The following is a 22,435-nucleotide window of genomic DNA, read 5'->3' on the forward strand; positions in this document are numbered from 1 at the left end:
ACGGGCAGTGCCCGCCGTTACTCGGTGCGCAGCCCGTCGGGCCGCATCAGCCTCAGCAGCGGAGGCAGGCTCAGCAGCGTCACCACGAGGACGACACCGGCGCCGATGCCGGTCATCGACAGCACGCTCGGCCAGTCCACCCGGACCGCGGTGTTGGTCATCCGCAGCAGGACCGCGCCCAGGGCGATGCCCACCGTCGCGGCGAGCAGCAGGCCGAGACCGATCGGGATCGCCGTCTGCCACAGCACCGACAGGCTGAGGGTGCGGCGCCTGGTGCCGAAGGCGACCAGGGACGACAGCAGCTTGCGGCGTTCGCGCAGCTGCTCCAGCTGTGAGACGAGCAGGCTCGCCCCGATCAGCGCCAGCACGCAGGCGGAGCCGACGGACAGGCCCGTGCGGATGGTGGCGTAGCGGTCGTTGCTCTCGATGCTGTGCCAGGTCATGGGCTGGACCGCCGGGTCGATTCGCGCGGCCGTGTTGCGTGCGTGTTCGTAGGCGTCCGGCACCGAGAGGTCCAGGCTCAGGAAGAGCCGCGCCGAGGTGAACGCCGCCAGCTTCCCGGGCAGCGCGCCGGGCGTGACCAGGATGCCGCCGCGCTCGTACCCGGTGGGGTCCTCACGGGACTGGACCTGGCGGATGTCCCGCGGCACGGTCCAGGAGACCGGGCGCTCGCCCGAGCGTGTGGTGTCGCCGTCAGGTTCGGGCGTCCACAGGGTCGTGCCGGGCTCGGCCAGGTGGTCGCTCGCGCTGTCGTACTCCGAGCCCTTGGCCGCGAAGACGTCCCCGTCGCGGCAGGAGGGGAGCGTGGCCACCTCCCGCAGTGACGCGCAGTCGGCCAGGGTGATCTGGACGGAGGAGTCCTCGTCGCCCCGGTCGAAGAGATAGACGTCGGACAGGGCGGTGACCTTGCGCACGCCCTCGGTCTCGCGGTACTTGCCGATGATGGCCGAGGGGTCGGAGCCGTCCGGCGCGTCCACGCTCATCTGGGCCCGGGAGACGTCGTAGTGCGACGCCCGGGTGTAGTTGCCGTCCACCCCGGCGAACAGCATCTGCAGGGCGATCGCCCCGGCCACCGCCACCGCGATGCCGTTGACCATGCGGGCCGCCGCACCACTGCTCAACTGAAGTCGCCGGACGGCCAGTTGCCAGGCGACTCCGCCCGAGCCGAGGCGGGCCACGACCGTCTCCACCACCCAGGGGAGCAGTGCCGTGACGCCGACCAGCAGGAGCATCACGCCGCCGACGACGAGGTACTGGTTGAAGGTCCCGCCGTCGTTGCCCTGCCCGATCATCGGGTAGAGCAGTGCGATTCCGCCCAGCGGCAGCAGCAGCCGCCACCACAGCCGGCGCCGGGAGGGCTTGGCCGTGCGCACCACGCCGAGCGGCTCGATGACCACCCCGCGCAGGGCGAGGATCGTCACCAGGACCGCCGCCGCCGGCACCGCCAGCGCGACCAGCACGGCCAGCACGGGGGAGGGGTTCAGATAGCTCGGGAACACGCTGACGTGGAACACCTCGGCGGAGGCCGCCAGTTCGCGTCCGAGCAGGAAGAACCCGGTGCCGAGGACGAGCCCCAGCACCGAACCCGCGAGCGCTTCGCCGGCGGCGATCCGCCGGGTCATCCGGCTGTCGGAGCCGACCAGTCGCAGTGCCGCCAGCCTGCGGTCACGCCGCTCGCCGCCGAACCGTACGGCCGCGGCGATGAACACGGCGACCGGCATCAGCAGCACCACGAAGACGACCAGGACCAGCAGGAGCAGCACCGGGTCCCAGGCGTCGGACGACCCCAGGTCGTCGTTGCCGAAGCTGTCGATCCGGGCGCCGCTCGCGGGGCCCTCCAGCACCTTCTCCAGCCCCTTGCCGCCCGCGAAGTAGGCGAGTTCCTGCGAGCCGACGAGCCCCTGCTCGCCGATGGTGCCGGCGATGCGGTAGTCCAGCCGCTCCCGCAGCAGCTTGCCGTCGTCGGAGGCGAGCAGCTCCTTCAGCGCGGGGGAGACGACCATCTCGCCCGCCGCCGGGAACGCGGCGACCCCCGGCGGCAGCGGGGCCCGCGGGCCCTCCGGCTCCAGCAGCCTGCCGCGCACGTCCAGGTCCCGGAACGTGGTGTCCGCGTCCACGACCATCAGCGTGTCGTCGGCCTTCGGTATCTTCTGCTGGCTGAACGTGTGGTCGCTGCGCGCCTCCTCGCGCCGGTCCCGTTCCGCCAGCGCGTTCGGGATGGCGGTGGTGAGCAGCAGCAGCGCCACCCCGAGCCCGACGCCGACGGCCGTGAGCAGCGACCGTGTCCACCCCTCGCGCCCCCCGGCGAGGGCGAACCGGGCCCCCATGGCGAGGTCCCGGCTCCACTGCCTGACGCTCATACGACGCGCTCCATGTCACGGGACTTGCCGTCCCGTACGACGATCTCGCGGTCGGAGTACGCGGCCACCCGCGCCTCGTGCGTGACGAGTACGACGGCCGCGTTGGCGGACCGGGCGGCGTCGGTGAGCAGTTCCATCACGCGCTCGCCGTTGAACGAGTCGAGCGCGCCGGTCGGTTCGTCGGCGAAGACCACCCGGGGGTTCGTCACCAGCGAGCGGGCGACGGCGACCCGCTGCCCCTGGCCGCCGGAGACCTCGCCGGGCCGCTTCTTGCGGAGGTCGTCGACCTCCAGCCGCTCCATCCACGCCAGCGCGGTCTTCTCGGCCGCCTTGCGCGACGACCCGCTCAGCCGCAGCGGCAGGGCGACGTTCTCCACGCAGGTGAGTTCCGGCACGAGCTGACCGAACTGGAACACGAACCCGAACTCCGAGCGCCGCAGCGCACTGCGCTCGGCGTCGCTCATCGCGGTCACCTCGCGCCCGTTGTACGTGATCGAGCCCGAGTCGGGCATGACGATCCCGGCGAGACAGTGCAGCAGCGTCGACTTGCCCGACCCGGAGGGGCCCATCACGGCGACGACCTCGCCCGGGTGGATGGAGAACGCGGCGCCGTCGAGCGCGGTCGTCGGCCCGTACGCCTTGCGCAGGTCCTGGGCGGTGAGGAGGGAACCAGCGGGAATCGTCATGGGGTCACCGCCTCACGGAGCTTGTCCAGACGTGCCGCGGTCAGCTCCAGCCAGCGCAGGTCCGCCTCCAGGTGGAACAGCGCGTGGTCGCAGATGAGCTGGTCGGCCAGATCGCCCTTGCGCTTGCGGTCGGTGAGGATCCGCATGCTGCGCAGGTGCTCCGAGCGCTGGGTGTCGAGGATGTCACCGGCGTCGCGGTGGGTGAGCAGCGCCAGGACGACCTTGGTGTAGAGGGTCGACTGGAGGTAGGGCTCCGGCTTCTCGGGCGTGGCGAGCCAGCGCGCGACGTCGGTGATGCCGGCCTCGGTGATCGCGTACCGCTTGCGTTCGGGACCACCGCCCGCCTCGATGCCGTCGACCTCGACGAGCCCGTTCTTCAGCAGACGGGACATCGTCGAGTAGACCTGGCCGTAGTGGAGCGGCCGGTCGTGACCGAACTTCTCGTCGAAGGCCCGCTTCAGGTCGTAACCGTGGCGCGGGCCGGACTCCAGGAGTCCCAGGAGTGTGTGACCGATGGACATGGTCAGGACTGTACACGGGGTGTATACGCGGCATGTATACGTCGAGTGTGTAGATCATGGCGGGCGGTACGGCCGTGCAGGTCGGGACGTGTTGTCACGGTTCCGCAACAGCCGTGAAGCCCGTTCGTTCAGGCGGGCGGCGGTCCAGGGGCGGAACCCCCGGAAGACCCCGGCGGGCGCCCCCGCCGGGGCAGCGGCCCGGTCTCCCGCGGCAGCCGCCCCGTCTCCGCCAGCGCCTTGCGCAGCAGGAACTCGATCTGTGCGTTGGCCGACCGCAGCTCGTCCCCGGCCCACCGTGCGAGCGCCTCGTACACCGCCGGGTCCAGCCGCAGCAGCACCTGTTTGCGCTGCTGCTGCGGCCGGCGCTGCGGGCCCGGACCTTCGTCAGGGACCGTCACTGGTAGAGGGACCCGGTGTTGAGGACCGGCTGCGCGGCCCGGTCACCGCACAGCACCACCATCAGGTTGGAGACCATCGCCGCCTTCCGCTCGGAGTCCAGCTCCACGATGTCCCGCTCGGTGATGCGGGCGATCGCGGCCTCCACCATGCCCACCGCGCCGTCCACGATCTGGCGCCGCGCCGCGACCACCGCTCCGGCCTGCTGCCGCTGGAGCATCGCCGAGGCGATCTCGGGGGCGTACGCGAGGTGCGTGAAGCGGGACTCGATGATCTGCACCCCGGCCGCCTCCACGCGCGCGTGCAGTTCGACGGCGAGCTTCTCGGTGATCTCCTCGGCGTTGCCGCGCAGCGAGAGGCCGTCCTCCTCGTGGGCGTCATAGGGGTACTCGATGGCGATGTGCCGCACGGCGGCCTCGGTCTGGGTGGAGACGAACTCGATGTAGTCGTCGACCTCGAACGTGGCCTGGGCGGTGTCCTCGACGCGCCAGACGACGACCGCGGCGAGTTCGATGGGGTTGCCGTAGGCGTCGTTGACCTTCAGGACGGCGGTCTCGTGGTTGCGGACACGCGTTGAGATCTTCGTGCGCGAGGTGAAGGGGTTCACCCAGCGCAGGCCGTCCTGCCGGATCGTGCCGCGGTACCGGCCGAAGAGCTGGACGACCCGGGCCTCGCCCGGCGCCACCATGTTCAGCCCGCACATGGCGAGGAACGCCGCGAGCGCGACCAGGATGCCGCCGATGATCAGCCCGGCCTTCGCGCCGCCGTCCACCGAGGTGGCGACCGCGATCAGCCCTGCGCCGGCCAGCAGCCCGAGCAGCCCGAGCAGCAGGGCGAGCCCGCCGCCGATGCTGTGTGCGGTGAACTCCCGCACGCGGGGCGCCGGCATCTCGGGTACGTCGGCGGTGACCTGGGAGTCGTGTGTGGACATGGGTGATCCCCCGTTCCTCTGAGAAGCCATTCCTGCATAGCTTCTGTCTATCTAAGTGATATCACTTTATCGCGCCATGGCAACCCTTCGCGTGTCTCGTACGTCGGTTCCGTTGGGATGGGTGCTGATTGTCACGTCCGCAAAGGGCCGGATCGGCAGCCCTATCTCTTATCTCCCGGTGTTAGCTTTCTGAGCTGACCTGAGCGGCGAACCTGTGTGACGCGTGAGCACACATGAACGAAGCGGAGCGGATCGGACCCATGGGACGAGCGGAAGAGAGACGCGCCCGACAGCGCGGTGGGCGCCGGGCGGCACCCAAGAGCCGCCGTTCGTCGGCCGCGGCCGGGAAGAGCGGCATACGCAGGCTCTTCACCTGGAAGAAGATCGTCGGAACCTTCCTCGGCCTGTGCCTGCTGGGCATGGGCGCCTTCATCGTGCTGTACATGGTGATCGACATCCCGAAGGGGAACGCCGACGCCAAGTTGCAGAGCAACGTCTACAAGTACGGCGACGGCGCGATCATGGCCCGCGACGGCAAGGTCAACCGCGAGGTCGTCGACCTGTCCCGGGTCCCCAAGGGCGTGCGGCTCAGCTTCGTCGCCGCCGAGAACAAGACCTTCTACAAGGACGCCGGCGTCGACCTCAAGGGCACCGCCCGAGGCGTGTTCAACACGCTGTCCGGCCGGGGCGCGCAGGGCGGTTCGACGATCACCCAGCAGTACGTCAAGAACTACTACCTGACGCAGGAACAGACCGTCTCGCGCAAGCTGAAGGAACTGGTCATCTCGCTGAAGCTGGACCGGGAGAAGTCCAAGGACTACATCCTCGCCGGCTACATCAACACCAGCTACTACGGCCGCAACGCCTACGGCATCCAGGCCGCCGCCCAGGCCTACTACCGCACCGACGCCGAGAAGCTCACCGTCGCGCAGGGCGCCTACCTCGCCGCGCTGCTCCAGGCCCCCAGCCAGTACGACTGGGCCGTCGCCTCCGAGGGCGGTAAGAAGCTGGTGAAGGCGCGCTGGAACTACGTCCTGGACAACATGGTCGACGAGGGCTGGCTGAGCCAGTCGGAGCGATCGGGCATGACGTTCCCGGTGCCGAAGGAGCCCAAGCCCGCCCCCGGCATGGAGGGCCAGAAGGGCTACCTGGTCAACGCGGCCAACGCGGCACTGGAGAAGCAGCTCGTCGCCGAGGGCACCGCCGACAGCGCCAAGGAAGCCGAGGCGATGGTCAACGCCGGCGGCTGGACCCTCACGCTCAACATCGACAAGAAGAAGCAGGCGGCGCTGGAGAAGTCCGTCCAGCAGCAGCTCAACAGCAAGCTCGACCCCGACAAGCGCAAGGTCGACGGAGACGTCCAGGCCGGTGCGGCGTCCGTGAACCCGAAGACCGGCGCCGTGGTCGCGATGTACGGCGGCGAGGACTACTTCAAGCACTACATGAACAACGCCACCCGCTCCGACTACCAGCCGGCCTCCACCTTCAAGCCGGTCATCCTGGCCGCGGCCCTGGAGGAGCAGGCGAAGACGCAGAGCGGCAAGCCGATCACCGCGAGCACGGTCTACGACGGCACGAGTAAGCGCCAGGTCGTGGAGAACGGCACCAAGGTCGGCTTCGCCCCCGAGAACGAGGACGACAAGAACTACGGCCCGATCTCCGTCCAGACGGCGATGAACAAGTCCGTCAACTCCGTCTTCGCGCAGATGGGCGTCGACGTCGGCATGTCCGAGGTGGTGAAGGTCGCCGGCAAGCTCGGCATGGACACCGAGAACATGGAGGCCGTGCCCGCGCAGACCCTGGGCAGCATGGGCGCGAGCCCTCTGCAGATGGCCGGTGTCTACGCGACCCTCGACAACCACGGCAAGAAGGTCACCCCGGCCCTCGTGAAGTCGGCGGAGCACCTGAACCGGACGGTCACCATGCCCGACCCGGTGGGCGACCAGGTCATCAGCCGTGAGGCCGCCGACTCGGTCACCTCGGTGCTGACCGGCGTGGTCGACGACGGCACCGCCCAGGCGTCCGTGCGCAACAACCCTGCCCGCGACGGCCAGCAGGTCGCGGGCAAGACGGGTACGTCCGACAACAACAAGTCGGCCTGGTTCACCGGCTACACGCCCGAACTGGTCACCTCGGTGGGCCTGTTCGGCGAGGACGCCAAGACCCACGCCCAGGTGCCGATGTACAAGGCGGGCGGCGAGCCCCGGGTCAACGGCGGCGGGTTCCCGGCGCAGATCTGGGCGGCGTACACCTTCGGTGTGATGGGTGACGTCAGCAAGTTCGACCTGGACACCCAGCAGGGCGCGGCCGTCCAGCCGACCTGGACGCCGACGCCCACGCAGGAGCCGACCAAGGAGCCGACGCAGGAGCCGACGACCGAGGAGCCGTCGTCCTCCCCGCCGCCGACGACCGAGGAGCCGTCGACGTCCCCGCCGCCGAGCCCGTCGACGACACCGCCCACCATCACCCCGCCCACGACCCCGCAGACGACACCGCCGGGCGACGGCGGTGACCCGTTCGAACCGGTCAAGCCGGGCGACGACCAGTAGGAGCGCGAAAGGGCGCCCGGTCAACACCGGGCGCCCTTCGGCTTGTCCGTACGGCTCCGTCAGCCGCGGTTGAGCTCGAACCACACCACCTTGCCCGTGCTGAGCCGGGTCGCGCCCCAGCGCCGGGCGAGCCGGTTCACCAGATACAGCCCGCGTCCGCCCTCGTCGGTGGCGCGTGCCTGGCGCAGCCGCGGCAGTTGCGGCACGTCGTCGCCGACCTCGCAGCGCAGCACGTCCGTGCGCAGCAGGCGCAGCGTCACCGGCCGCGAGGCGTACCGCACGGCGTTGGTGACGACCTCGCTGACCAGCAGCTCGACCGAGTCGCTGAGCTCCTCCAGGCCCCAGCGCTGCAGCGCGCGGCGGGCAAGGCGGCGGGCCCGGCCGGGGGCGGCGTCCTCCGGCTCCAGGAACCAGTACGCCACGTCGCTGGGCGCGATCCCGTCGAAGCGGGCGGCGAGCAGCGCGATGTCGTCGTCCCGGTCGCCCGGGCCGAGCATGTCGAGCACCTCGTCGCACAGCGCTTCCAGGGGCGGCGGATGGTCCGGCCCGGTGAGCTGCGCGACCGCGGCGAGCTTCTCCCGCAGCTGCTCGATGCCGGTCCACACATCGCGCAGGCGCGACTCGACCAGGCCGTCGGTGTAGAGCAGCAGGGTCGCACCGGCGGGCGCGTCCAGCTCCACGGCCTCGAAGTCCACGCCGCCGACACCGATCGGGGCACCGGCCGGGACGCGCAGCACCTCGGCGCGGCCGCCCAGGTGGAGCAGGACGGGCGGCGGATGGCCGGCGTTGGCGATGGTGATGCGGTGCGATACCGGGTCGTACACGGCGTAGAGGCAGGTCGCCATGCGGTCCACGCCCAGGCGCTGGGCCTGCTCGTCGAGGTGGTGCAGGACCTCCTGCGGCGGCAGGTCGAGGCCGGCGAGGGTCTGGGCCGTGGTGCGCAGCTGGCCCATGATGGCGGCCGACGTCATGGAGTGGCCCATGACGTCACCGACGACCAGGGCGACCCGGCTGCCGGGCAGCGGGATCGCGTCGTACCAGTCGCCGCCGACCCGGGCCGTCTCCGCGGCCGGCAGATAGCGGGAGGCCAGCCGCACGCCCGTCGGGCGGGGCAGCGTCTCCGGCAGCATGGTGCGCTGCAGCTCGTCCGCGATGTAGGCCTCGCGGCCGTACAGCACGGCCTTGTCGATGCCGAGGGCGCTGTGCGTGGCGAGCTGGGCGGCCACCAGGAGGTCGTCCGGCTCGAACGCCATGCGCTCGGGCCGGCGCAGGAACAGTGCCGCACCGATGACCCGGCGCCGGCCGCGCAGCGGGGCGAGGATCGCGCGCTGTCCGTCCGGCACGCCGAACTCGCCGCCTTCACCGAGCAGTTCCGGCAGCGCGGCACGGGCCGCCGGGGCGTCCGTGAACACCGGGCGCACGCCCCGCAGGACCTCGGCGAGCGCGCTGCCGGGCCGTACCTCGCACAGCTCGGCGCCGACCGTGTCCAGCTCGTTCGGCTCGGGCTGCGCGGCCGGCAGGAAGCCGTTCTCGGTGTCCCGCTCCGCCGGTATCCGGTCGGTGCGGCGCAGCCTCAGCACCAGCGGGCCCGTGGGCCGCTCGTCGCCGACGGGCAGCGGGTCGCGCAGATAGACCAGGATGGCGTCGGAGAAGGTGGGCACGGTGGCCCGGCACAACCCCATCACGATCTCGTCGAGATCGATACCGCGGGCGATCCGCCGGGTGGCGGCCCCCACGAACCTGAGCCGGTCGCCGTCCCGCCGCATGGGAATGGGGCGGCCGGGCGGCAGGCTCTGGCCGCTGCGGCGCTCCTGCCCGTCGGTGGTCACCGGCGGCCGGTCCTGTTCGTCGGCCGGCTGGACCGGAATGCCCTCGGGGGCGGGGCGCGGCCGAGGGGTCTCGCGCTCGGCGGTCTGCTCGGCACCCGGCTGGGAGTGCTCGGAGGCGGGGTCGCTCACGGTGTCCTTGCCCTTGCCGAACGGCGTTGAGGTGCCCGGCGTGCTGTGTGCCGTCGTGACCGGAACGGTGACATCGCCGCCGGGGCGGCCCTGTACCGGTAAGGCGCCCGCGCCGGGCGCACGCGCCGGTGTCGGGGTATGCACGAACGCCCCGCGGGGATCCACGGGGTCCACGCCCGCCTGGGGGCGTTCGAACGAGGTCGGCTGCTCCGTCACGCGTGTCGAATCCATCCGTCCGGGGCTGCGCGCCGCGCGCGCAGTTGGTCCCGCCGAAACTCCGATACCCGGAATACGTGTCCCAGGAACGGAATTCCCGCGTGGTCAGAGGTTGTTCCTGTGCCACCGGCCGACCGTCTGCGGGCGCAGGCCCTGCCGGTGTTGCCCTCGTACCCCTCGCTCACGTCCTGCCGCCCCTCGGTGACGATCGGTCAAGCCCAGCGCGTGCTCCGGTAGTTGCCGCCGCGCGCCCTTGCGGAGGACGATCCTACGTTTCTTGCCCGGGGGCGCATCAAGGGTCTCATGAGGACACATGCGCGGGCGTACGATCCCAGTCCTCCGGCAGTGACGGTACCGCCCAGGACGGATCCGGGCGCCAGTGGTGCCAGCGTTCCGAGAACGGCGGCCCCCACGCGCGGATCACCTCCACCGCGTCCTGCCCCGCCGCCCGTACCTTTTCCGCCTGTTGGTCGCCCATCAGCCCGTCCCGCCGGGCCTGGGCGAACTCGTCCTCGTCCCGCCAGTGCCAACTGCGGTCGGGATGGACGGAGATGTCCAGAAAGTGATCCACGGAGTCGACGCCGCCCGACCAACGGGTCAGCGGCTCCTCCAGGTTCACGTACCAGTTCTTGAACTGCCAGCCCGGCTCCCAGAACAGCCACACCGACCAGGGCTCGCCGGGCCGGGCCAGCTTCAGCACACCCGTGCCGAACCACCGGTCGCGCTGCACGGTCCGCGGCTTGGTGTAGCGCGACTCCAGCGGTTCCAGGTGCACGGGCGTGCCGTCGGCGAGCACGGGCTTCACACATTCGGTACCGGGCGCCAGCCACACGGCGAGCAGGTCGGCGTCGTCCCGGACGACGGTGACGGGACGCGCGATGTGCACGTGCGTGCCGCCGTTCTCCCGGTACCGCCACAGGATCCGGCTCCCTGGAGCCCAGAAGCCTGCCGCACCACCCGTTTCCACGCGTCTCATCGCTCCACCGTCTGCCATGAACAGATATTAGGTGCCGTAGGCATACGACGCTGCGGCGCGTGTCACGGTTCACGCGCCGGGCACACGGACGCGTTCCCCCGTCACGGGTGTGTCATCCGCAGGACATCGAGCGCCTCGTCGAGCTGCTCCGCGGTCAGATCCCCGCGCTCCACGTATCCGCCGTCCAGCACGACCTGACGGATCGTCTTCCGCTCGGCCAGCGCCTTCTTGGCGACCTTGGCGGCCTCCTCGTAGCCGATGTACTTGTTGAGCGGGGTGACGACGGAAGGGGAGGACTCGGCGTACTCCCGCGCCCGCTCCCGGTTCGCGGTGACGCCGTCGACGGTCCGGTCGGCGAGCAGCCGCGTCACGTTGGCGAGCAGCCGGATCGACTCCAGCACGTTCTTCGCGATGACGGGCAGCATCACGTTGAGCTCGAAGTTCCCGGCGGCGCCGGCGGTGGCGACGGTGGCGTCGTTGCCCACGACCTGCGCGGCGACCATCAGCACGGCCTCGGGAATGACCGGGTTGACCTTGCCCGGCATGATCGAGGAGCCGGGCTGGAGGTCGGGCAGGGCGATCTCGGCGAGGCCGGTGCGCGGCCCGGAGGACATCCAGCGCAGGTCGTTGGCGATCTTCGTCAGCCCGACCGCGATGGTCCGCAGCTGTCCGCTGGTCTCGACGATGCCGTCCCGGGCGCCCTGCGCCTCGAAGTGGTTCCGGGCCTCGGTCAGGGGCAGCCCGGTGGTGCGGGCGACCTCCTCGATGACGGCGGCGGAGAAGCCGGGCGGGGTGTTGATGCCGGTGCCCACGGCCGTACCGCCGAGGGGCAGTTCGGCGAGCCGGGGGAGGGAGGCCTCCAGCCGCTCGATGCCGTACCGCACCTGGGCCGCGTACCCGCCGAACTCCTGGCCCAGCGTGACGGGCGTGGCGTCCATCAGGTGCGTCCGCCCGGACTTCACGACGTCGGTGAACTCCTCCGCCTTGCGCTCCAGGGCGGCGGCGAGGTGCTCCAGGGCCGGGACGAGGTCGCGCGTCACGGCGGCGGTGGCGGCGATGTGGATCGAGGAGGGGAAGACGTCGTTGGACGACTGGGAGGCGTTCACATGGTCGTTGGGGTGCACACCGGCGCCCAGGCGCTCGCTCGCGAGGGTGGCGATGACCTCGTTGGTGTTCATGTTGGACGACGTCCCGGACCCGGTCTGGAACACGTCGACCGGGAAGTGCGCGTCCCACCTCCCCTCGGCGACCTCCCCGGCCGCCTCCTGGATCGCCCCGGCGATGTCCTTGTCCAGGACCCCCAGCTCGGCGTTGACCTTGGCCGCCGCCCCCTTGATCCGGGCCAGCGCCTCGATGTGCGCGCGCTCGATGCGCTGCCCGGAGACCGGGAAGTTCTCCACGGCCCGCTGGGTCTGCGCCCGCCACTTGGCGTGGGCGGGCACCCGCACCTCGCCCATGGAGTCGTGCTCGGTGCGGTACTCGGTCCTGTCCTGCTCGTCGGTCATCGACGATCACCTCCACGTGTCACAGCGTCAGCGCCGCGACCACTGTTCCCCGTGGAGGCGAATCGTCACCGCCCTTGTCGGGCGAGTCCGGGGTGGCGTACCGGAATGGACTGTCCTGCGCCATCGGCCCGGCCCCTGTGGCCGTGCCGGCGCCGTCCTACGGGTGGTAGAGCTCTCGGGCGCGGGCCGGATCGATGGGCCCGTCCTGGTGCAGATGCAGGAAGAAGTCCAGCTGCCACGCTTGCGCACTGGCGGCCTGGCGGTTGGTGGTGGTCACCCAGGGCGGGTAGACGCGGAAGGCTCGTTTCCCACCGGAACCGTTCGCTGATACGACACCGTGCCGGCGGAGCGCGTCCATGGGAAGGACGAACTGGCCGAAGTGGGAATGGTCGCGGGTACTGATGACGAAGAGGTCGACGGGGTCCGTGGCGTCGAAGGGCTGGATGGGCCCGGCCGGGGACCTCTTCCAGACGGTGACGAATTGGCCGACCTTGGTAGGGGTCGTCTTGGCCGCGCGGAACCGGATGGAGAGGCCGTCAAGGGTGAACTCGTGGGCGGCATAAGCGGCACCCTCGGCTTCGGGTACCGGCTGCGAGCAGGTGAACCCGCAGGGGTCATAGACGAGTGCCTTCGCCGCGATGAGATCTCCGTGGGCCGGGGCGGTGTCCAACCACGGTCCGGGATGGAGATCGGATGAGCACTCGCGGTTCCTCGTCATTCGTCCACCCTGTCACGGTTGCCTGGACGCAGTCGGCTCAAGTCGGTGCGGCAGCTGATCGAGACGGTCAACGACACCCTCAGGGGCCGGCTCGTCCTGGAACAGCACGGCGGGCGAACCTTCGAAGGCGTCGCCGTCCGCGTCGGCCAACGCGTCCTCGCGATGGCCGACGCGATCTGGCACCACCACAAGACCCACCAGCCGGTCACACGATCACTGATCGCCTACGACCACTGATCATTCGGAATAACTGTCCAGGTCAGGCCAGGCCCGGACCCCGTACCGGGATCGACGTGAAGGTCGGCTGCGGCGCCGGGTCCTGGAAGAAGTCGTTGCCCTTGTCGTCGACCACGATGAACGCCGGGAAGTCCTCGACCTCGATCTTCCAGACGGCCTCCATGCCGAGCTCCTCGTACTCGACGACCTCGACCTTCTTGATGCAGTCCTGGGCGAGGCGCGCGGCCGGGCCGCCGATGGAGCCGAGGTAGAAGCCGCCGTGGGCGTCGCAGGCGGCCGTGACCTGCTTGCTGCGGTTGCCCTTGGCCAGCATCACCTTGGAGCCGCCCGCCGCCTGGAACTGCTCCACGTAGGAGTCCATCCGGCCGGCCGTGGTCGGGCCGAAGGAGCCCGACGCGTAGCCCTCGGGCGTCTTGGCCGGACCGGCGTAGTACACCGGGTGGTCCTTCAGGTACTGCGGCATCTCCTCGCCCGCGTCCAGCCGCTCCTTGATCTTGGCGTGCGCGATGTCGCGGGCCACGACCAGCGGGCCGGTGAGGGACAGGCGGGTCTTCACCGGGTACTTGGTGAGCTCCGCGAGGATCGTCTCCATCGGCTGGTTCAGGTCGATCCTGACGACGTCGCCCTCTTCGAGGTGCTCGTCCGTCGTCTCCGGCAGGAACCGCGCCGGGTCCGTCTCCAGCTGCTCCAGGAAGACGCCCTCGGCGGTGATCTTCGCGACGGCCTGGCGGTCGGCGGAGCAGGACACGGCGATGGCGACCGGGCAGGAGGCGCCGTGCCGAGGCAGACGCACCACGCGCACGTCGTGGCAGAAGTACTTGCCGCCGAACTGCGCGCCGATGCCGATCCTCTGCGTCAGCTCGAAGACCTTCTGCTCCAGCTCCTTGTCCCGGAAGCCGTGCCCGAGCTCGGAGCCCTCCGCCGGGATCTCGTCCAGGTAGTGCGCGGAGGCGTACTTCGCCGTCTTCAGCGCGTACTCGGCGGACGTACCGCCGACCACGATCGCCAGGTGGTAGGGCGGGCAGGCCGCCGTGCCCAGCGAACGGATCTTCTCCTCCAGGAACTTCATCATGGAGGACTCGTTCAGGACGGCCTTCGTCTCCTGGTACAGGAACGACTTGTTGGCCGAGCCGCCGCCCTTCGCCATGAAGAGGAACTTGTAGGCGCCGCCGTCGGCCGCGTACAGCTCGATCTGCGCGGGGAGGTTGGAGCCGGTGTTCTTCTCCTCCCACATGGTGAGCGGAGCCATCTGCGAGTAGCGCAGGTTCAGGTTCCTGTACGCGTCGTAGATGCCGCGGCTCAGGGCCTCCTCGTCGCGGCCCCGGGTCAGCACGTTCTGCCCGCGCTTGCCCATCACGATCGCCGTGCCCGTGTCCTGGCACATCGGCAGCACACCGGCCGCCGCGATGTTCGCGTTCTTCAGCAGGTCCAGCGCCACGAACTTGTCGTTGCCCGACGCCTCGGGGTCGTCGATGATGCGGCGCAGCTGCGCGAGGTGGGCCGGGCGCAGGTAGTGCTGGATGTCGTGGATGGCCTCCTCGGCGAGCTTGCGCAGCGCCTCCGGCTCCACCTGGAGGAAGGTCCGCCCGTCCGGCCCCTCGACCGTGGAGACACCCTCGGAGGTCACCAGGCGGTACGGGGTGGTGTCCTCGCCCTGGGGGAGCAGATCGGTGTACGCGAACTCAGGCATCTCGCCCATTCCTCACTCGACAGACGCGGCCCGCCTCCTTTGGCGGGCGTCAACCAGCGTAGAACCTGCCGCTGACGGCAAGCTTGTGAGGTAAGGCTCAGTTCGTCACGGGCGAAGGCGACGCGGGGGGTGTCGCGATCTATCGTGTTTCGCTACGCTGCTCCCGTGGACCTTCAGAAGCAGACCGCGCCTGCCGTCTCCGAGCTCCGCGCCTCCGACGCCGAGCGCGACCGCATCGCCGACATCCTGCACGACGCCCTGGCCGAGGGCCGCCTCACCGCGGAGGAGCACGCCGAGCGCGTCGAGGGGGTGCTGCGCGCCAAGACCGTCGGCGAACTGGAGGTCTTCATACGGGACCTGCCCGCGGCCCACCGCCAGGACTCGGGCCCCGGCCTCGCCCATGCCCCGGCTCCCCGGCGCCCCACGGCCGGCGCCATCCCGATCGACCCGGACGACAACGTGGTCGCGGTCTTCAGCAGCGCCGTCCGCAAGGGCCGCTGGCGCGCGGGCCGCCGCATCCACGCGTACGCGATCTTCGGCAGTGTCGAGATAGACCTCAGCGAGGCCCTCTTCGATCACCAGCAGGTGGTCGTCAAGTCGTTCGCGATCTTCGGCAGCGTCGAGATCCGGGTCCCGGAGAACGTGTCGCTGCGCGGCATGGGCGGCGGCGTCCTCGGCAGCTTCGAGGTCGCCACCCTCGACTCGGGCGAACCGGAGGCCCCCATCGTCTACGTCGACGGCTGGGCCGTCCTGGGCAGCGTCGAGGCGCGGCCCAAGCGCGGCAAGGTCGTGGCGGACATCCTGGACCGGGTGCAGCGCAAGGTCGACAGGAGTTTGCGCAAACACCTGGGGCATTGACAGGTGCGAATTCCCTGAATCCGGCGGTTCGGAACTCAGTGCATAGGCGCGCGTACAGCGGGTAGGCCTTGCTGCATCGTCTCTCGCTCGCGAAGCCGTCGTCAGGAGTAGACCGTGCTGCAACCGCCGCATTCGTCCCTGCAGGTAGCTGCCGTTCCGGCCCCGCGGGTGCCAGCGCGAGACAGGGATCAAGACGCCCCGTGGCACACCGAAGCGGTGTGCCGACGTGACGAGGCAGGCCTGTTCTTCGCCCCCTCCAAGGAACCGACCGCCGCGAGGCTGTCCCGGGAGGAAGCGGCGAAGCGGGTCTGTGCCCGCTGCCCGGTGATGGTGGAGTGCCGCGAACACGCCCTGCTCCAGCCCGAGCCCTACGGCGTGTGGGGCGGCCTCACCGCCGCGGAACGCCGTGTGGTCCTGGCCCGGCGCCGCCGCCGCGACATGGAACTGAAGAAGACGGCCCGCCCGGCGGACCAGATAGCCGCGGCAGGCTGACGGCGAGCAGCACGAGAAGGGCGCCCCCACCGCACCGGGGACGCCCTTTCGTTGTGCCGGCCTTCTTCTCGGGGCTACTTCCCCTTGTCGAAGTCGATCGCGCTGTAGGCGCGCAGTTTGCTCAGCCGGTGCTCGGAGTCGATCCGGCGAACCGTGCCCGACCGTGACCGCATCACGATCGAGTCGGTCGTGGCGGTCTCCGCCCGGTAGCGAACCCCCCGCAGCAGCTCCCCGTCGGTGATCCCGGTGGCCACGAAGAACACGTTCTCCCCGGTGACGAGGTCCTCGGTCGTCAGCACCCGGTCGAGATCGTGCCCCGCGTCGATCGCCCGCTGCCGCTCCTCGTCGTCCTTGGGCCACAGCTTGCCCTGGATCGTGCCGCCCAGGCACTTCACCGCGCAGGCCGAGATGATCCCCTCCGGCGTACCGCCGATGCCGAGCAGCAGGTCGACGCCCGTGCCCTCGCGCAGCGCCAGGATCGAGCCGGCCACATCGCCGTCGGAGATCAGCCTGATGCGCGCCCCGGTGTCCCGGATCTCCTTGATGATGCCCTCGTGCCGCGGGCGGTCCAGGATCACCACCGTCACGTCCTCCGGTGCGGACCGCTTCGCCTTGGCGACCCGGCGGATGTTCACCGACACCGGGGCGTTGATGTCGACGAAGTCGGCCGCCTCCGGCCCGGTGACGAGTTTGTCCATGTAGAAGACGGCGGACGGGTCGAACATGGACCCGCGCTCGGCGGCGGCCAGCACCGCGATCGCGTTCGTCATGCCCTTCGCGGTCAGCGTGGTGCCGTCGATCGGGTCGACGGCGATGTCGCACTCGGGCCCGGTCCCGTCGCCCACGCGCTCCCCGTTGAACAGCATCGGGGCTTCGTCCTTCTCGCCCTCGCCGATGACGACGACGCCGTTCATCGAGACGGTGGAGACGAGCGTGCGCATGGCACGCACCGCGGCGCCGTCGGCGCCGTTCTTGTCACCCCGCCCGACCCAACGGCCCGCGGCCATCGCCGCGGCCTCGGTGACCCGGACGAGTTCCAGGGCGAGGTTGCGGTCGGGGGCCTCGGAGGGCACATCGAGTTCGGACGGCAAGTGATGATGCTCGGTCATCGGAGCGCACCTTTCTGTACGACGACGGCCGGATGAGGGTGTTGTCGCCTGACTCTATCCCCGAGCCGCCAAAATGAGCAGGGGCCCCCACGGATGAGCGCAGCAGGGACCTGCGACGATAGGGGGCGTGGCAGGCACGAACGGCAAGCAGAAGACCGCGCGGGACATGATCCTCTCCATGGGAGTCATCATCCTCGTAGCGGGCTTCGTGTACCTCTTCATCCCGCACGACGACTCCCCGCCCGACGTCAAGGCCGTCGACTACCGGGTCGAGCTGCTCACGGCGCGCCGCGCCGCCTCCTACCCCGTGGCCGCGCCCCAGGGTCTGCCCGACGCGTGGAAGGCCACCTCCGTCCGCTTCCGGGGCGACGAGTTCGACGCCTGGCATCTCGGCTTCCACGACCCCGAGGGGGAGTACGTGGCGGTCGAGCAGTCCACTCAGCGGCGTCCCGTCTTCCTCGACGAGGCGACTCAGGGCGCGCGGAAAACCGGGAAGACCGAGAAGATCGACGGCGAGACCTGGACCCGTTACGAGGGCGGCCGGTACGACGCGCTGGTCCTCGAGGGCACCAAGGGCTCGACGACGGTCGTGACGGGCACCGCGTCGTTCGCACAGCTGACGAAGATGGCCGAGGCGCTGCGGACGAAGTGACCGCGCACGAGGATGGCCCCCGGCGTCGACGCCGGGGGCCTTCCTCGTGCGCGTCCGCGGGGACGGCTCAGACGGTCGTGACGACCTGGTCGAACTCCAGGCGCGGGGAGCGCGGGAACCAGGCGTCCGGGCCCGGCCGGCCGATGTTGACGACCATCAGCGGGGTGTGGTCGTCATCCAGGAACTCCTTGCGGATGCCCTCCAGGTCCGCACCCGTCATCGGACCGGCGGCCAGACCGGCCGCGCGGACGCCGATGATGAAGTAGGCGGCCTGCAGCGCGGCGTTCAGCGCGGCGCTGTTCTCGCGGACGACGCGCTCGCCGAAGAAGGCGTCCTTGGCCTGCGGGAAGTGCGGGAAGAGCGCGGGCAGCTCCTCGTGGAACTCGTTGTCCGCGGAGAGGATCGCGACCAGCGGGGCGGTGGCGGTCTTGGCCTGGTTGCCCTCGGCCAGGTGCTGCACCAGGCGCTCACGGGCCTCGGGGGAGCGGACCAGGGTGACGCGCAGCGGCGACTGGTTCATGGAGGTCGGGCCGTACTTGACCAGGTCGTAGATCGCCTGCACCTGCTCGTCGGTCACCGGCTCGTCGGTGAAGGTGTTGGCGGTGCGGGCCTCGCGGAAGAGCAGGTCCTGGGCGGCGGGGTCAAGAACGAGAGACATGAGCGGAACCTTCTCGGGGATGTACGTCGGGTCCGGGGGGCCGGACCGGCTGACGTCTGCGACGGTACGCCAGTAAAGTTCAACGTTCAACCAAACTCGAGGTGTGGTGATCCACTTCACAGTGGGTCACCCGGGGTGGAGCGCGCCTCTACCCGGCGTCCTCGCCCTCCGCGGCCTCCTCCGCCAGCGCCGCGTCCAGCCGCGCCCGGGCCCCGTCCAGCCAGCGCCGGCACACCTTCGCCAGCTCCTCGCCCCGCTCCCAGAGCGCGAGGGACTCCTCCAGCGTCGTACCGCCCGCCTCCAAGCGCCGGACGACCTCGATCAGCTCGTCCCGCGCCTGCTCGTACCCGAGCGCCTCGCTCGTGCCCGGTGTCTCATCAACCTCGCTGGTCATCCACCCACCCTATGTGTCGACTCGTACGGAGAACTCACCCTCGGACACCCGCGCGCGCAGGGCCTCGCCGGCCGTCACCTCACCGGGGTCGCGGACGGCGTGCCCGTCCGGCTTCTGCAGCACGGCGTACCCGCGCTTCAGGGTCGCGGCGGGGGAGAGGGCCACCACGCGCGCGTGCGTGTGCGTCAGCTCCGAGTCGGCCCGGTCGAGCTGGTGCCGCAGGCAGCGCCGGCCCCGGTCGAGCAGGTCCGCCACCTGGTCGGCGCGCGCGTCGATCATCCGGTGCGGATCCTCTATCGACGGCCGCGCGAGAGCGTGCGCCAGCCCGCGCTCCTCCCGCTCCACCAGCGCCGCCACGCACCGCCGCGCCCGGTCCCGCAGCAGCCGCACCCGCTCGTACTCCTCGCCGACATCCGGCACGACCTTCTTGGCGGCGTCGGTCGGGGTGGAGGCGCGCACGTCGGCGACGTGGTCCAGCAGCGGGTTGTCCGGTTCGTGCCCGATGGCGGACACCACGGGCGTACGGCACTGCGCGACCGTGCGGATCAGCTGCTCGTCGGAGAACGGGAGCAGGTCCTCCACGCTGCCGCCGCCGCGGGCGACGATGATCACGTCCACGTCGTCGATCGCGTCGAGCTCCTTCACCGCCTGCACGACCTGCGGCACGGCGTGCACGCCCTGCACTGCGACGTTGCGCACCTCGAAGCGGACGGCGGGCCAGCGGTGCCGGGCGTTCTCCAGGACGTCCCGCTCGGCGGCCGAGGCCCGTCCGCAGACCAGCCCGACCAGCTGCGGCAGGAAGGGCAGCGGCTTCTTGCGCTCCGGCGCGAACAGCCCCTCCCGCGCGAGGGCCTTCTTCAGCTGCTCCAGGCGCGCGAGCAGTTCACCGACCCCGACGGGCCGTATCTCGGCGGCCCGCAGCGACAGCTGCCCCCGCGGGGCGTACCACTCGGGCTTCGCGAGGACGACGACCCGGGCGCCCTCGCTCACCACGTCCGCGACGTCGTCGAACACCTGCCGGTAGCAGGTGACGCTGACGGAGATGTCGTACGACGGGTCCCGCAGCGTCAGGAACACCACACCCGCGCCCGGCCGCCGCGACAACTGCGTGATCTGCCCCTCGACCCACACCGCCCCGAGCCGGTCGATCCAGCCCCCGATGAGCCGCGACACCTCACCGACGGGCAGCGGGGCTTCCGGACTCGTGTTCACAGCCATGCCCGCGAGGGTAGTGGGAACCGCTGACAAGACCGCTCACCCGCGAGCCGTCCGGCCCGCCACGACCCGGCCCCGTTCCCGGGCCCCACGCGCACGCAGGCCAACACCGAGCCCGCCCGGGGAACCACCCGCACCATCCGGGCGCAGCCGAACGCGGTGAACACCCTCGCGCTCGTGGCGACGGCGCAGACCGGCGCGACCGGGCCCTGCGTCTTGGCGTCCAGCGTGCCGAACACGCACCGGGGCCATCGGCGCCATGAACAGCGGCCCGCAGACGACCAGATCACGGAATCCGGGACTGCGCCGCGGCGCGCGCTCCCTCCGCCGCAGGGGCCGCCGATCCGGTCCCGGACGTCGTGCCCCCGCTCCCGCTGTACGTCACTCGCGTCGCGCCGTGTCAGCCTTCCCGGGGACTGCGCGCGGACGCGATCTTCGACTCGCCCGACGCGGCCTTACGATGGGAGGCATGTCTGCTTCGCCTGGCCGCCGTGTCCTGCTCGCCGCCCCCCGTGGCTACTGCGCGGGTGTGGACCGCGCCGTGATCGCCGTCGAGAAAGCCCTGGAGCAGTACGGCGCTCCGGTGTACGTCCGGCACGAGATCGTCCACAACAAGTACGTCGTGCAGACCCTGGAGAAGAAGGGCGCGATCTTCGTCGAGCGGACGGAGGAGGTCCCCCCGGGCAACATCGTGATGTTCTCGGCGCACGGGGTCGCCCCCGTCGTCCACGAGGAGGCCGAGCGCGGCCGCCTCGCCACCATCGACGCCACCTGCCCGCTGGTCACCAAGGTCCACAAGGAAGCCGTCCGGTTCGCGGGCGAGGACTACGACATCCTCCTGATCGGCCACGAGGGCCACGAGGAGGTCATCGGCACCTCCGGCGAGGCCCCCGACCACATCCAGCTCGTCGACGGACCGGGCGATGTGGCGAAGGTCGAGGTACGCGACCCGTCCAAGGTCGTCTGGCTCTCCCAGACCACGCTGTCCGTCGACGAGACCATGGAGACCGTCGACGCCCTGAAGGACAAGTTCCCGCAGCTCATCTCCCCGCCCAGCGACGACATCTGCTATGCCACGCAGAACCGCCAGCTGGCCGTGAAGCAGATGGGCGCCGAGTCGGACCTGGTCATCGTGGTCGGCTCGCGCAACTCCTCCAACTCCAAGCGGCTCGTCGAGGTTGCCAAGATCGCGGGCGCCCGCGAGGCGTACCTCGTGGACTTCGCCGACGAGATCGACGAGGCCTGGCTGGAGGGCGTGACCACGGTCGGCGTCACCTCGGGCGCCTCCGTCCCGGAGGTCCTGGTCGAGCAGGTCCTGGAATGGCTGTCCAAGCGCGGCTTCGAGGACGTCGAGATCGTCAAGGCGGCCGAGGAGTCCATCACGTTCTCCCTGCCCAAGGAGCTGCGCCGCGACCTGCGCGAGGAGGCCGCGGCCCTGGCCGTCGAGCGCGGCGGCGCCGGGACCGGTGAACATTCCGCGGAGTGATCGGGGGCAGGCCGGGCAGCACCGCTGTCCGGCCTGTGACGGTCAGTCGTTCGTCGTAACGTAGGGCCATGCAGATCTTCGGAGTGGACATCGGCGGATCGGGGATCAAGGGTGCCCCGGTGGACCTGGACAAGGGCGATCTGGCCCAGGAGCGCCACAAGGTCCTCACCCCCCAACCGGCCACGCCCGACGGAGTCGCCGACGGCGTCAAGCAGGTCGTCGACCACTTCGGCTGGACGGGCCCGATCGGGGTCACGTTCCCCGGTGTCGTCACCGACGGAGCCACGATCCGCACGGCGGCGAACGTCGACGACGGCTGGATCGACACCGACGCCCGCGCACTGCTCGGCGAGCGGCTGGGCGGTCTGCCGGTGACGGTGGTCAACGACGCGGACGCGGCGGGTGTCGCCGAGATGCACTTCGGCGCCGGCCGCGACCGCCGGGGCACGGTGATCCTGCTGACCCTCGGCACCGGCATCGGCAGCGCGGTCTTCGTCGACGGTGTTCTCGTCCCCAACACCGAGCTGGGCCACCTGGAGCTCGACGGGCACGACGCGGAGAAGCGGGCCTCCAGCAAGGCCCGCGAGGACCACGACATGACGTGGGAGCACTGGGCGGCGCACCGCGTGCGCAAGTACCTCGCCCACGTCGAGATGCTGTTCTCGCCGGAGCTGTTCATCATCGGCGGCGGCGTCAGCCGCAAGTCCCACAAGTTCCTGCCCTACATCGAGGGCATCAAGGCGGAGATCGTCCCGGCGCAGCTGCAGAACAACGCGGGGATCGTGGGAGCGGCGATGCGGGCGGCCGGGCGGTAGGGCCGCTCCGGAC

The 22,435-nt window shown here is 70.6% G+C and carries 21 protein-coding genes and 1 pseudogene; 7 read left to right on the forward strand and 15 right to left on the reverse strand.

The genetic code is table 11. The features are described from left to right. Positions 1-17: 17 nt before the first annotated feature. From G3I77_RS16005 to G3I77_RS16025, 5 genes are all read right to left on the reverse strand, one after another. Complete coding sequence (locus tag G3I77_RS16005; protein ID WP_248504327.1) at positions 18-2,360, reverse strand: ABC transporter permease; 2,343 nt, start codon at positions 2,358-2,360, stop codon at positions 18-20. Continuing rightward, positions 2,357-3,046: an ABC transporter ATP-binding protein gene (locus G3I77_RS16010; RefSeq protein WP_248504329.1), complete on the reverse strand. Its 690-nt coding sequence runs from the start codon at positions 3,044-3,046 to the stop codon at positions 2,357-2,359. The genes G3I77_RS16005 and G3I77_RS16010 overlap by 4 nt, the downstream gene beginning before the upstream one ends. Continuing rightward, positions 3,043-3,567 (reverse strand): PadR family transcriptional regulator, encoded by a 525-nt coding sequence (locus G3I77_RS16015; protein WP_248504331.1) that lies wholly within the window; start codon positions 3,565-3,567, stop codon positions 3,043-3,045. Before G3I77_RS16015 ends, G3I77_RS16010 begins: the two co-directional genes overlap by 4 nt. A gap of 128 nt (positions 3,568-3,695) precedes the next feature. Further along, entirely contained in the window at positions 3,696-3,965 is a 270-nt protein-coding gene (locus tag G3I77_RS16020) for a hypothetical protein (protein WP_248504333.1), read from the reverse strand. Beyond that, positions 3,962-4,894, reverse strand: coding sequence for an SPFH domain-containing protein (locus G3I77_RS16025; RefSeq protein ID WP_248504335.1), 933 nt, complete (start codon positions 4,892-4,894; stop codon positions 3,962-3,964). The genes G3I77_RS16020 and G3I77_RS16025 overlap by 4 nt, the downstream gene beginning before the upstream one ends. A gap of 260 nt (positions 4,895-5,154) precedes the next feature. On the opposite strand from G3I77_RS16025, the gene G3I77_RS16030 reads away from it, so the two are divergent. Further along, entirely contained in the window at positions 5,155-7,443 is a 2,289-nt protein-coding gene (locus tag G3I77_RS16030; protein WP_248504337.1) for a transglycosylase domain-containing protein, read from the forward strand. A 59-nt stretch (positions 7,444-7,502) separates the two neighbouring features. Here the strand turns inward: G3I77_RS16030 and G3I77_RS16035 are convergent, their stop codons facing one another. The 4 genes from G3I77_RS16035 to G3I77_RS16050 form a co-directional block, all read right to left on the reverse strand. After that, positions 7,503-9,632 (reverse strand): SpoIIE family protein phosphatase, encoded by a 2,130-nt coding sequence (locus G3I77_RS16035; RefSeq protein ID WP_248504339.1) that lies wholly within the window; start codon positions 9,630-9,632, stop codon positions 7,503-7,505. A gap of 286 nt (positions 9,633-9,918) precedes the next feature. Continuing rightward, on the reverse strand, positions 9,919-10,611 hold the full coding sequence (locus G3I77_RS16040; protein WP_248504340.1) for a DUF402 domain-containing protein: 693 nt from the start codon (positions 10,609-10,611) through the stop codon (positions 9,919-9,921). 83 nt (positions 10,612-10,694) lie between these two features. Continuing rightward, positions 10,695-12,098: an aspartate ammonia-lyase gene (locus tag G3I77_RS16045; RefSeq protein WP_248504342.1), complete on the reverse strand. Its 1,404-nt coding sequence runs from the start codon at positions 12,096-12,098 to the stop codon at positions 10,695-10,697. Positions 12,099-12,255: 157 nt separating this feature from the next. Beyond that, entirely contained in the window at positions 12,256-12,816 is a 561-nt protein-coding gene (locus G3I77_RS16050) for a MepB family protein (RefSeq protein ID WP_374385399.1), read from the reverse strand. An 18-nt stretch (positions 12,817-12,834) separates the two neighbouring features. Here G3I77_RS16050 and G3I77_RS16055 point away from each other — a divergent pair, with 18 nt between their 5' ends. Next, on the forward strand, positions 12,835-13,053 hold the full coding sequence (locus tag G3I77_RS16055; protein WP_248504346.1) for a hypothetical protein: 219 nt from the start codon (positions 12,835-12,837) through the stop codon (positions 13,051-13,053). Positions 13,054-13,075: 22 nt separating this feature from the next. Here the strand turns inward: G3I77_RS16055 and G3I77_RS16060 are convergent, their stop codons facing one another. Next, a complete protein-coding gene (locus G3I77_RS16060) occupies positions 13,076-14,752 on the reverse strand; it encodes a fumarate hydratase (RefSeq protein ID WP_248504348.1) in 1,677 nt (558 codons plus the stop codon). 156 nt (positions 14,753-14,908) lie between these two features. On the opposite strand from G3I77_RS16060, the gene G3I77_RS16065 reads away from it, so the two are divergent. Both G3I77_RS16065 and G3I77_RS16070 read left to right on the forward strand, forming a co-directional pair. Beyond that, positions 14,909-15,601, forward strand: coding sequence for a DUF1707 domain-containing protein (locus G3I77_RS16065; RefSeq protein ID WP_248504350.1), 693 nt, complete (start codon positions 14,909-14,911; stop codon positions 15,599-15,601). Positions 15,602-15,715: 114 nt separating this feature from the next. Further along, on the forward strand, positions 15,716-16,093 hold the full coding sequence (locus G3I77_RS16070; RefSeq protein WP_248504352.1) for a WhiB family transcriptional regulator: 378 nt from the start codon (positions 15,716-15,718) through the stop codon (positions 16,091-16,093). 74 nt (positions 16,094-16,167) lie between these two features. Here G3I77_RS16070 and glpX read toward each other — a convergent pair whose 3' ends face one another. After that, positions 16,168-17,202 (reverse strand): class II fructose-bisphosphatase, encoded by a 1,035-nt coding sequence (glpX, locus tag G3I77_RS16075; protein WP_150482819.1) that lies wholly within the window; start codon positions 17,200-17,202, stop codon positions 16,168-16,170. Between the two features lie 127 nt (positions 17,203-17,329). Here glpX and G3I77_RS16080 point away from each other — a divergent pair, with 127 nt between their 5' ends. Next, on the forward strand, positions 17,330-17,854 hold the full coding sequence (locus tag G3I77_RS16080; protein WP_248504354.1) for a DUF4245 domain-containing protein: 525 nt from the start codon (positions 17,330-17,332) through the stop codon (positions 17,852-17,854). 67 nt (positions 17,855-17,921) lie between these two features. Here the strand turns inward: G3I77_RS16080 and G3I77_RS16085 are convergent, their stop codons facing one another. From G3I77_RS16085 to G3I77_RS16100, 4 genes and pseudogenes are all read right to left on the reverse strand, one after another. Next, positions 17,922-18,512 carry a malonic semialdehyde reductase gene (locus tag G3I77_RS16085; RefSeq protein WP_248504356.1) on the reverse strand — a complete coding sequence of 197 codons (591 nt, stop codon included), beginning with the start codon at positions 18,510-18,512 and terminating at the stop codon, positions 17,922-17,924. Positions 18,513-18,660: 148 nt separating this feature from the next. Next, positions 18,661-18,906, reverse strand: coding sequence for an exodeoxyribonuclease VII small subunit (locus G3I77_RS16090; RefSeq protein ID WP_248504358.1), 246 nt, complete (start codon positions 18,904-18,906; stop codon positions 18,661-18,663). Between the two features lie 9 nt (positions 18,907-18,915). After that, positions 18,916-20,124: an exodeoxyribonuclease VII large subunit gene (gene xseA, locus G3I77_RS16095; RefSeq protein ID WP_248504360.1), complete on the reverse strand. Its 1,209-nt coding sequence runs from the start codon at positions 20,122-20,124 to the stop codon at positions 18,916-18,918. Positions 20,125-20,189: 65 nt separating this feature from the next. Further along, positions 20,190-20,454: pseudogene (locus G3I77_RS16100) on the reverse strand (amino acid permease); the annotation flags it as partial. Positions 20,455-20,581: 127 nt separating this feature from the next. On the opposite strand from G3I77_RS16100, the gene G3I77_RS16105 reads away from it, so the two are divergent. Continuing rightward, positions 20,582-21,607 carry a 4-hydroxy-3-methylbut-2-enyl diphosphate reductase gene (locus G3I77_RS16105; protein WP_248504362.1) on the forward strand — a complete coding sequence of 342 codons (1,026 nt, stop codon included), beginning with the start codon at positions 20,582-20,584 and terminating at the stop codon, positions 21,605-21,607. 68 nt (positions 21,608-21,675) lie between these two features. Next, on the forward strand, positions 21,676-22,422 hold the full coding sequence (ppgK, locus tag G3I77_RS16110; RefSeq protein WP_248504364.1) for a polyphosphate--glucose phosphotransferase: 747 nt from the start codon (positions 21,676-21,678) through the stop codon (positions 22,420-22,422). Positions 22,423-22,435: the final 13 nt, after the last annotated feature.

The sequence above is a fragment of the Streptomyces sp. D2-8 genome, from assembly GCF_023184515.1.
Taxonomy (GTDB): Bacteria; Actinomycetota; Actinomycetes; order Streptomycetales; family Streptomycetaceae; genus Streptomyces.